Genomic DNA, 9,061 nt, shown 5'->3' on the forward strand with positions numbered 1-9,061 from the left:
GCAAACCGCGCCGCCCTTTTGCGGGAATTGCGCTACAGAAGGCTTGCGGCACAAAGACATCTCGATTTTTTCCGCCGCCTGTCACGCAATCTGAAAAAAGCCGGATTATGCGGGACAGATCGCTCGGCGCACCCATCGAATCGTCCACTCTCGATCTCCATCGCTCCCGGGGGCTGATCGAAAGCCTCTGGCAACGATTTCGCAGTATGGTGCGCATTCGAACGGGGACGTGACGGAAACCGCCCGGCAGGGGCGGTCATCATTCGGGGTCGGTTGTGACAATCTATCTGCCCATCGCAGAATTGTCGGTGAACATTTTCATCATTCTCGGCATGGGGGCGGCCGTCGGATTCCTGTCAGGAATGTTCGGTGTCGGCGGCGGTTTTCTCATCACGCCGCTGCTGATCTTCTACAATATCCCCCCTGTCGTCGCGGTGGCCACCGGCGCCAACCAGGTGGTGGCGTCGTCGATTTCGGGCGCGATCACCCATTTCCGGCGCGGCACGCTCGACGTCAAGCTCGGCACGGTGCTTCTGGTCGGCGGTCTTTCAGGCGCCACGGTCGGTATCTGGATCTTTTCGCTTTTGCGCCGCGTGGGCCAGCTCGATCTCATAATCTCGCTGATGTACGTCATCTTCCTCGGGACTGTCGGTGGGCTGATGCTGCTGGAAAGCATCAATGCCATGCGGCGCGCCGCCCGCAACGAACCGCCGGTGCCGCGCAAGCCGGGCCACCAGCACTGGGTGCACAAGCTGCCGCTCAAGGTGCGCTTCAAGAAATCGAAGATCTTTCTGAGCGTCATTCCGATCGTGGCACTCGGCTTTGCGATCGGCATCCTCACCTCGATCATGGGCGTCGGCGGCGGCTTTATCATGGTGCCGGCGATGATTTACCTCCTGCGCATTCCGACCAATGTCGTGGTCGGCACCTCGCTCTACCAGATCATCTTCGTGACCGCCTATACGACGATCGTGCAGGCGGCGACGAACTTCTCGGTCGACATCGTGCTTGCCTTTATCCTGATGGTCGCGGGTGTGATCGGGGCGCAATATGGCGTGCGGGTCGGCCAGAAGCTGCGTGGCGAACAGCTGCGCGCCCTTCTCGGCCTGCTGGTGCTGGCCGTCGGCCTGCGTCTGGCGATCGCGCTGGTGGTAACGCCGGCCGACGTCTATTCGGTGGTGATGGGGGGTAACTGATGCGTCTGCTCGCCGCCTTCCTCGCGCTTCTTTGCCTGCTGCCGGCGGTGGCCGGCGCGCAATGGCTGCCGGGACAATCAACGGAAACGGTGCGCGAAGGGCTTGAGATCGGCACGTCGACCAGCGAAATCGCCATCACCTCTGATTTTCACGGCGCCGATCTGACGATCTTCGGGGCGCTCTCCAACACCGATCAGCTGCTGCTCGCCATCGGCCAATATGACGTGGTCGTGGTGCTGGAAGGCCCGCGAGAGGATGCGACGGTGCGCAAGAAGGAACGCGTCTTCGGCATCTGGGTGAATACGCGCTCGATGACCTTCGAGGCGGTGCCGCATTCCTATTCGATGTCGAGCTCGCGGATGATCGACGATCTGACGACGCCGCTCGAACTGACCGATCAGGGGATCGGCATCGATCACATTCCGCTGACGCCGGTCGGCTTCGTCGGCGACGGCAGCAATCTCGGCGAATTCCGCCAGGCTTTCCTGCGGCTGCAGCAGGGAGGCGCACTTTATGACCGCAATCCGAGCGGCGTGCGGTTCGTTTCCTCGAACCTGTTCAAGGCGAGCCTGCGCCTGCCGGCAAATATTCCGAACGGCGTGCATACGGTGCGCGCCTATCTCTTCAAGAGCGGCAATCTCGTCACCGAGAAATCGCTGCCGCTGCGCGTCATCAAGACGGGCATCGAGCAGACGATCACCGATGCGGCACATGACCAGCCGATCCTCTACGGCTGTGCAGCGGTGCTGCTCGCCGTCGTCACCGGCTGGGGCGCCAGCCTGATCTTCCGCAAGGACTGATCCGGGCAAAGCGACGCCCCGCAAATTTCCTGACAAGGGTGAGGCTTTGGTTCGCTGGCCGCCATCGACCGGCCAACGGCCCTCATCCTTCCCAAAAAACCGCTTTCAATTCGCTATCGGTCTATTAAGCTTTCAACCAGTTGCCAAAAGCAACCGGTTCTGATTGTTGCTGGAAGGAGGATGGAAATGAGAAAGCTTGTTGTCTGGAACCTGATGACGCTCGACGGGTATTTCGAGGGTACGAAACCGTGGGATATCGATTTCCACAATCTCGCCTGGGGGCCGGAGCTGCAGCGCCTGGCCGAGCAGTTCGGCGAAGAAGGCGATCTCCTGGTCTTCGGCCGCAAGACCTATGAGGGCATGGCTTCCTATTGGCCGACCGCCGAAGGCGAAGGCAATATCAAGGCCTATATGAACGGCATCCCCAAGATCGCCGTATCCAGGACGATGACCGAGCCCGGCTGGAACAATGCCCGCATCGTCAGCGATCCGATCCCCGAACTGACGAAGCTGAAGCAGGAGAACGGCAAGACCATCTTCATCTTCGGCAGTGCCGAGCTTGCCGACAGCTTGCTGAAAGCGGGTCTTATCGATGAAATCAGGGTCTGCGTGGTGCCCGTCATCCTCGGCGGCGGCAATCCGCTTTTCAAGGCGGCCAACGCCCAGCTGCCGCTGAAACTCATGGAATCTTCAACGACGGCAAGCGGCGCGGTGATCCTGCGCTATGAGCCGGTGAAGGTGTAGCAGGCTGCGGGCCACGGCCGTCCGGTTTCTGGGTGAAGACCCCTCCCCACAAGGGGGAGGGGCTATGCGCGGCACCGTCCTACGACAAACATCAACGCTTCTGCGGATGAGACGGTGAAGGGAATAACGTGGGCGCGGCATTCAAGCCCCTCCCCCTTGTGGGGAGGGGTTGGGGAGGGGTCTTAGATCGTGGCTCTCCCCGGTCGACGGCGGCAGCCCTTTCCAAAAAGCTTCGTATTTGAGTAAAAACCGGTTCTTAACGTTTACGAGTTAGTAATCTCTCTGAAACGAGAGGTTTTGTTATGCGTACTCGTATCGTTCTGACCGCCGTGGGTCTGGCGCTGCTTGCCGGCTGCGCGACGGCGCCGAAGCAGACGAGAAACATCTGCGCTGTCTTCGACCAGCGCGAGGGGCTTTTTTCCAGCTGGCAGAGGGCGGCCGAACGGACGGAAAAGAAATACGGCGTGCCCGTGCCGATCCTGATGGCGACGATGTACACCGAATCCGGCTTCCAGCCCTATGCGCGTCCACCGCGCACCAAGCTCTTCGGCTTCATTCCCTGGACCCGGCCATCGACCGCCTACGGCTATTCGCAGGCGCTCGACGGAACGTGGGATCACTACCAGTCGCAGACCGGGAACTGGGCGGCGCGGCGCACGAACTTCACCGACGCCATCGATTTCATCGGCTGGTATCATTACCAGAACAGCGTGGAGATCGGCATTCCGCTGAACGACGCCTATAATCTCTATCTCGCCTATTATTCCGGTCCGACGGGATATAAGCGCGGCGACTGGCGCTCGAACGGGCAGTTGCAGCAGACGGCGCAGAAGTTCGCGCGGATGGCAGGGACCTATCAGCAGCAGTTGCAGGGGTGTGATTGATATAATTTGACGGCCTGCCGTGGCCGCCCTCCTCTGCCCTGCCGGGCATCTCCCCCACAGGTGGGGAGATTGGCAAGTGGCCAAACCTTCGCATCCGTCTAGCGTTTCACCGCGTTGTGACGTCAATTGTTTGGGGAGCCAGCGCGCCCAGCCAATCTCCCCACCTGTGGGGGAGATGGCCGGCAGGCCAGAGGGGGGCTGGCACGGCACGTCCTATCCGCTACCCCCGCAAATTCCCGTACCTGACGGAATAAATCCGGTCCCGCCCCAGGAGATGCGCCACCAGCGCCGCCTTGTCGAACAGGCCGTTCATTGCCTGATGGCCGAGATCCAAGCCGCCGCTCATGACGCCGAAGGCCGGCATCAGCAGGCGGGCGCCGTCGGTGGCAAAACACGGGCGGCGGATCGATCTCTCGCGGCGGCGCACGGTCGCCGAGGGGTGCAGGTGGCCGGCGATTTCGCCGCTCTGCAGGCCGTTTTTCGGCTCGTGGCGGAAGGTCAGGCCGGCATAATGCATCTCGTCGGTGCAAGCGCCGGGCAGATCGACGACGCCGTCGGGGTCGTGATTGCCGTTGATCCAGATCCATTCGCGGCCGCGCGCCATGCCAACGATCAGCGCGCGGAAATTTTCCGGCAGATGCGCGGAGCCGACGCGATCGTGGAAATTGTCGCCGAGCGAGATGACGAGCTTCGGATCATAACGCGAGATGACGGCGGCCAGCAGGGTCAGGGTCGCCAGCGTATCGTAAGGCGGCAGCATCATGCCGCGGCGAGCGAAGGCCGCACCCTTTTCCAGATGCAGGTCGGAGACGACGAGCAGGCCGGCATCCGGCAGATAGAGGGCGCCGAGCGGATCGCAGACGGCGGCGATGCCATGGATCGACGTCTCGATACCCGGCACCGCGGCCAATCCTGAAATGTCGCGCGCGAGCGCCAGGCGGTTCATCACGGTCGTTATTCCCAAACAGGTCTCAGGCCAGCGCTTCGGCGATCAGATCGTCCGCCGCTTCGGCGAGCAATGCGTCATGGGCCTCGCCCGGCACCGCTTCGCGTCCGATCTCCAGCATCACCGGCACGGCGAGCGGGGAAATATGGTCGAGCGGGCGATGGGTGATATGGCCCTTGATTCGCATCAGCATATCGCCAAGTCGGCTTATATCCAAAAGTCCGGTCGCCGCATCCTGCCGCGTCGCCTGCAAGAGGATGTGATCCGGCTCGTGGCTGCGCAGCACGTCATAGATCAGATCGGCGGAGACGGTGATCTGGCGGCCGCTCTTTTCTTTGCCGGGATGGCGGCGCTCGATCAAGCCTGCAATCACGGCGCAATTGCGGAAGGTGCGCTTCAGCAGGAAGGATTCGTTGAGCCAGGCCTCGAGATCGTCACCCAGCATGTCCGCGTCGAAGAGGTCGGACAGGCTGAGCCGGCCGTTGCCGATCATCAGGCCCATATCCTCCAGCCCCCAAATGGCGAGAGAATAATCGGTGGCGACGAAGCCGAGCGGCTTGGCGCCCGCCCGGTCCAGCCGGCGCGTCAGCAGCATGCCGAGCGTCTGATGGGCGAGACGGCCCTCGAAGGGATAGGCGACCATATAGAAGCGGCTGCCGCGCGGGAAAGTTTCGATCAGGAACTCGTCGCGCTTCGGCAGCATCGACTTGTCCGTCTGCAGCGACAGCCAGTCGCGCACCTGATCCGGCAGCTGGCGCCAGCGGTCGGGATCGGCGATCATCGCTCGCACCTGTTCGGCGAGATAGGTCGACAGCGGAAATTTGCCGCCGGCATAGGAGGGGATCTTCGCATCGAGCGAGAAGGCCTGCGACGCCAGGCATTCGTTTTCGCGGATGCCTTCGAAGCGCAGCACCTTGCCGGAAAAGATGAAGGTATCGCCCGGGGACAATTGTTCGAGGAAATATTCCTCGACCTTGCCCAGCGTGGCGCCGCCGCGGCCGATCCGGCCGCCCTCGCCGCGCTTGACCATGCGGATGTTCAGCATCGGGCTTTCGACGATGGTGCCGAGGTTGAGGCGGTATTGCTGGGCGACGGCCGGATTGGAGACCCGCCAGCGGCCCTCCTTGGTCTTGCGGATGCGGGCGTAACGCTCGTAGGTCCTCAGCGCATAGCCGCCGGTTGCGACGAAATCGACGACGCGTTCGAAGTTTTCCCAGCTGAGATCGGCATAGGGCGAGGCGCTGGTGATTTCGTCATAGAGTTCCAGCATGTCGAAGGGTTCGGCGCAGGCCATGCCAAGCACGTGCTGGGCGAGCACGTCGAGCGCGCCGCGGCCGACCGGCGGCGTGTCCTGCGCGCCGAGATAATTGGCGTCGAGTGCCGCCTGGCATTCCATCACCTCGAAACGGTTGGCCGGCACGAGGATCGCCTTCGAGGGCTCGTCCATGCGATGATTGGCGCGGCCGATGCGCTGGGCAAGACGCGAGGCACCCTTCGGCGCGCCGACATGGATGACGAGATCGACGTCGCCCCAGTCGATGCCGAGATCGAGCGTCGAAGTGGCGACGACAGCGCGCAGCCGGTTCTCGGCCATCGCCGCCTCGACCTTGCGGCGCTGGGCGACATCGAGCGAGCCGTGATGGAGTGCGATCGGCAGGTTGTCGTCATTGATCGTCCAGAGTTCCTGGAAGAGCATTTCGGCCTGGCTGCGGGTGTTGACGAACAGCAGCGTCGTCTGGTGGTCGAGGAGCTGCCGGTAGACATCGGGAATGGCATATTTGGCGGAATGGCCGGCCCAGGGAATGCGCTCTTCGGTCGACAGGATCGAAATATCCGGCTTGGCGCCGCCTTCGACGACGACGAGGCCGGCGTGATGCTTCCTGCCCTCCTCCTGCGCGACCAGCCATTTCTGCAGATCCATGGGCTCGGCGACGGTCGCCGACAGGCCGATGGTCTTCAGATCAGGGGCAAGGCGGCGCAGGCGGGCAAGGCCGAGCGACAGCATATGGCCGCGCTTGGAGGTGACGAGCGAATGCAATTCGTCGAGCACCACATATTTCAGATCCTTGAAGAAACGCTCGGCCTCGCGGTTGGCCAGAAGCAGGGCGACCTGTTCGGGCGTCGTCAGCAGAATATCCGGCGGATTGAGCTTCTGGCGCTGGCGCTTGGCGTTCGGCGTATCGCCGGTGCGGTTTTCGACGGTGACCGGCAGGCCCATCTCCGCGACCGGCTTCATCAAATTGCGCTCGATATCGATCGCCAGCGCCTTCAGCGGCGAGACATAGAGCGTGTGGATGCCGGTGAAGGCGGAGCCCGGCGGACTCTTGCCGCGGCGGGTGAGATCGGTGAGCGATGGCAGAAAACCGGCGAGCGTCTTGCCGGCGCCGGTGGGGGCAATCAGCAGCGTGCTTTCGCCGGCTTCGGCGCGGGCAAGCAGTTGCACCTGATGGGCGCGCGGACGCCAGCCCTTTTCCGCAAACCAGCGGGTAAAGGCGGCAGGAAGCAGGGCGCGGGCTTCGGAATCGATCTGGTCCACATCCCGAAGGTAGTGAAAAACGGGCGAAAAAGAAGGGCGGCCGATCGCTCACATCGCGATATAGCGGTCCTTGCGATGATTGACGGCGAGGGTGAGATTGAGCACGACCGCGCCGAGCACCGAACAGGCGATGATGAAAGGGCTGGCGACCAGGAAGGAGAGCGCCAGCACGATGCCGTCGAAGCCGAGCTGGACGAGGCCGGCGCGCCAGCCGAAGCGATCCTGGATATAGAGGGCGAGGATGCCGATGCCGCCGAGACTGGCGCGATGGCGGAAGAGCGCCAGCATGCCGGCAGCGATGACGAGGCCTCCGAAGAGCGCCCCGGCGACCGGATGGACATGTGTCACGCCGATGAAGGCGGGCGCGAATTCGGACAGGATCGAGGTCAGGCCGATCGCAACAAACGTCTTGATGGTGAAGGCAGGGCCCATGCGGCGGAAGGCCAGATAATAGAAGGGCAGGTTCACGGCAAAGAAGCAGAGACCGAAGCTAATTCCGGTCGCATAATGGGCAAGGAAGGCGAGGCCCGCGGTGCCGCCGGCGAGCAGCCCGGCGCCGGAGAGCAGCGTGACGCCGAGCACGGCGAGCATGCTGCCGGCAACGATGCCCTGCGCGTCGTCGAACAGCGAGTGGCGGTCGGCGCTGGAATTCAGAAGGCCTGCGAAGGCGTTGGATGCCATGATGTTCCCCTGTCGGATTTTTCCGTTTCTATCCGCCGGCACAATAAAGGCAAGCGGCAAGCAGCAAGGGCAGTTCTTGACAGCGGCGACAATCATGGATATCTTTTATCCATGATTTAAGGAGATGCCGGCATGAAGATGGGCGATGGCGTCGAACAGGCCATTCACAGCGTTGCGATGCTTTCCGGCCTCTCCGAAGGCGGCGTGCTGTCGGCCGCGGCATTGGCGGAATTCCACGGTGTGTCGACGAGCTATCTGTTGAAACATCTGCAGGCTCTCTCGGGTGCCGGCATCCTCGACACCGTGCCGGGCCCGCGGGGCGGATATAGACTGGCGAAGCCGCCGGAAGAGATTTCGCTGCTCGACATCCTGCTCGCCGTCGAGGGGCCGGCGCCGGCTTTCCGCTGCGCCGAAATCCGCCAGCGCGGCCCGAACCCGGTCTCCGACCGCTTCTTCGCCAAGCCCTGCACCATAAGCGCGGCGATGCTACGGGCCGAACGGATCTACCGGGCCGAGCTCGCCAAGACCAGCATTGCCGATCTCGGCATCGAATTGAATGCCCTCGACGACGGATCGATCGCAGCGAGAGGCTGCGCCTTCCTCGAACTCCACGAACGCAAGACGGCTCGCTGAGCCCTATCAAAGGAGAAAGACATGCAACCGCGTTTCAACTTCGCCAAAGCCGCTCCCGATGCCTACAAGGCCGTCGCCGCACTCGAACAATATGTCCAGACCTCTGGCCTGGAGCGCCGCTTCATCCACCTGATCAAGCTGCGCGCCTCACAGATCAATGGCTGCGCCTACTGCGTCGACATGCATGTGAAGGAAGCCCGCCACGACGGTCTCAGCGAGCAATGGATCAACCTGATGTGCGTCTGGCGGGAATCGCCGGTCTATGACGCGCGCGAACGCGCCCTGCTCGGCTGGGTCGACGCCGTCACCAACATCGCCAAAACCGGCGCGCCGGATACCGACTACGAGACATTGAAGGCGCATTTCTCCGAGGAGGAGATGACGAAGATCACCGTGACGATCGGCGCGATCAATGTCTGGAACCGGCTGGCGGTCGGCTTCCGCTCGCAGCATCCGCTCGATGCGGTGACAAAGGCGGCTTGAGGCTGGTTCGAACCGAATCTCTGGCGTCCCCTCTCACCGTAAAACGGGGAGAGGGTTAGGGTGAGGGGCAAATCACATGGAACGACTTCAATGAGGGGCCCCAAGCCAAAAACCACTGCCCGAGCGCGATCATTGCGTCAGTCCGATAACGATGCGGA

9 protein-coding genes are annotated in these 9,061 nt (G+C 62.6%); 6 read left to right on the forward strand and 3 right to left on the reverse strand.

Features of this window, described 5'->3' with window-relative positions:
• The first annotated feature begins 275 nt into the window (after nucleotides 1–275).
• The 4 genes from CO671_RS09560 to CO671_RS09575 all read left to right on the forward strand — a co-directional run bounded on the left by CO671_RS09560 (nucleotide 276) and on the right by CO671_RS09575 (nucleotide 3,624).
• Nucleotides 276–1,196 (forward strand): sulfite exporter TauE/SafE family protein, encoded by a 921-nt coding sequence (locus CO671_RS09560; RefSeq protein ID WP_097605715.1) that lies wholly within the window; start codon nucleotides 276–278, stop codon nucleotides 1,194–1,196.
• Nucleotides 1,196–1,996 carry a TIGR02186 family protein gene (locus tag CO671_RS09565; RefSeq protein ID WP_097605716.1) on the forward strand — a complete coding sequence of 267 codons (801 nt, stop codon included), beginning with the start codon at nucleotides 1,196–1,198 and terminating at the stop codon, nucleotides 1,994–1,996. Before CO671_RS09560 ends, CO671_RS09565 begins: the two co-directional genes overlap by 1 nt.
• Nucleotides 1,997–2,182: 186 nt before the next feature.
• Nucleotides 2,183–2,740: a dihydrofolate reductase family protein gene (locus tag CO671_RS09570; protein WP_097605717.1), complete on the forward strand. Its 558-nt coding sequence runs from the start codon at nucleotides 2,183–2,185 to the stop codon at nucleotides 2,738–2,740.
• A gap of 302 nt (nucleotides 2,741–3,042) precedes the next feature.
• Complete coding sequence (locus CO671_RS09575; RefSeq protein ID WP_097605718.1) at nucleotides 3,043–3,624, forward strand: transglycosylase SLT domain-containing protein; 582 nt, start codon at nucleotides 3,043–3,045, stop codon at nucleotides 3,622–3,624.
• 220 nt (nucleotides 3,625–3,844) lie between these two features.
• On the opposite strand, the gene pdeM is transcribed toward CO671_RS09575, so the two are convergent.
• From pdeM to CO671_RS09595, 3 genes are read right to left on the reverse strand one after another with little or no spacing between them, the layout of a single operon-like run.
• The gene (gene pdeM / locus CO671_RS09585; protein WP_097605719.1) at nucleotides 3,845–4,570 is read right to left on the reverse strand and encodes a ligase-associated DNA damage response endonuclease PdeM; all 726 of its coding nucleotides are present in this window, start codon (nucleotides 4,568–4,570) and stop codon (nucleotides 3,845–3,847) included.
• A gap of 25 nt (nucleotides 4,571–4,595) precedes the next feature.
• The gene (locus CO671_RS09590; RefSeq protein WP_097605720.1) at nucleotides 4,596–7,106 is read right to left on the reverse strand and encodes a ligase-associated DNA damage response DEXH box helicase; all 2,511 of its coding nucleotides are present in this window, start codon (nucleotides 7,104–7,106) and stop codon (nucleotides 4,596–4,598) included.
• A 48-nt stretch (nucleotides 7,107–7,154) separates the two neighbouring features.
• Entirely contained in the window at nucleotides 7,155–7,787 is a 633-nt protein-coding gene (locus tag CO671_RS09595) for a YitT family protein (protein ID WP_097605721.1), read from the reverse strand.
• Nucleotides 7,788–7,919: 132 nt separating this feature from the next.
• Between CO671_RS09595 and CO671_RS09600 the strand changes: the two genes are divergently transcribed.
• Together CO671_RS09600 and CO671_RS09605 are read left to right on the forward strand one after the other, a co-directional pair.
• Nucleotides 7,920–8,420, forward strand: a complete 501-nt coding sequence (locus tag CO671_RS09600; protein ID WP_097605722.1) for an Rrf2 family transcriptional regulator — start codon at nucleotides 7,920–7,922, stop codon at nucleotides 8,418–8,420.
• Nucleotides 8,421–8,441: 21 nt separating this feature from the next.
• Nucleotides 8,442–8,903, forward strand: coding sequence for a carboxymuconolactone decarboxylase family protein (locus tag CO671_RS09605; protein ID WP_097605723.1), 462 nt, complete (start codon nucleotides 8,442–8,444; stop codon nucleotides 8,901–8,903).
• The last annotated feature ends 158 nt before the right edge of the window (nucleotides 8,904–9,061 follow it).

Origin of the sequence: Rhizobium sp. M10, from assembly GCF_002531955.1 — a bacterium.
In the GTDB taxonomy this organism is placed as follows: domain Bacteria; phylum Pseudomonadota; class Alphaproteobacteria; order Rhizobiales; family Rhizobiaceae; genus Rhizobium; species Rhizobium etli_C.

Coding starts and splice junctions, on each gene's coding strand:
- CO671_RS09565 (WP_097605716.1), top strand. CDS start 1,196: ATGCGTCTGCTCGCCGCCTTCCTCGCGCTTCTTTGCCTGCTGCCGGCG.
- CO671_RS09570 (WP_097605717.1), top strand. CDS start 2,183: ATGAGAAAGCTTGTTGTCTGGAACCTGATGACGCTCGACGGGTATTTC.
- CO671_RS09575 (WP_097605718.1), top strand. CDS start 3,043: ATGCGTACTCGTATCGTTCTGACCGCCGTGGGTCTGGCGCTGCTTGCC.
- pdeM (WP_097605719.1), bottom strand. CDS start 4,570: ATGAACCGCCTGGCGCTCGCGCGCGACATTTCAGGATTGGCCGCGGTG.
- CO671_RS09595 (WP_097605721.1), bottom strand. CDS start 7,787: ATGGCATCCAACGCCTTCGCAGGCCTTCTGAATTCCAGCGCCGACCGC.
- CO671_RS09600 (WP_097605722.1), top strand. CDS start 7,920: ATGAAGATGGGCGATGGCGTCGAACAGGCCATTCACAGCGTTGCGATG.
- CO671_RS09605 (WP_097605723.1), top strand. CDS start 8,442: ATGCAACCGCGTTTCAACTTCGCCAAAGCCGCTCCCGATGCCTACAAG.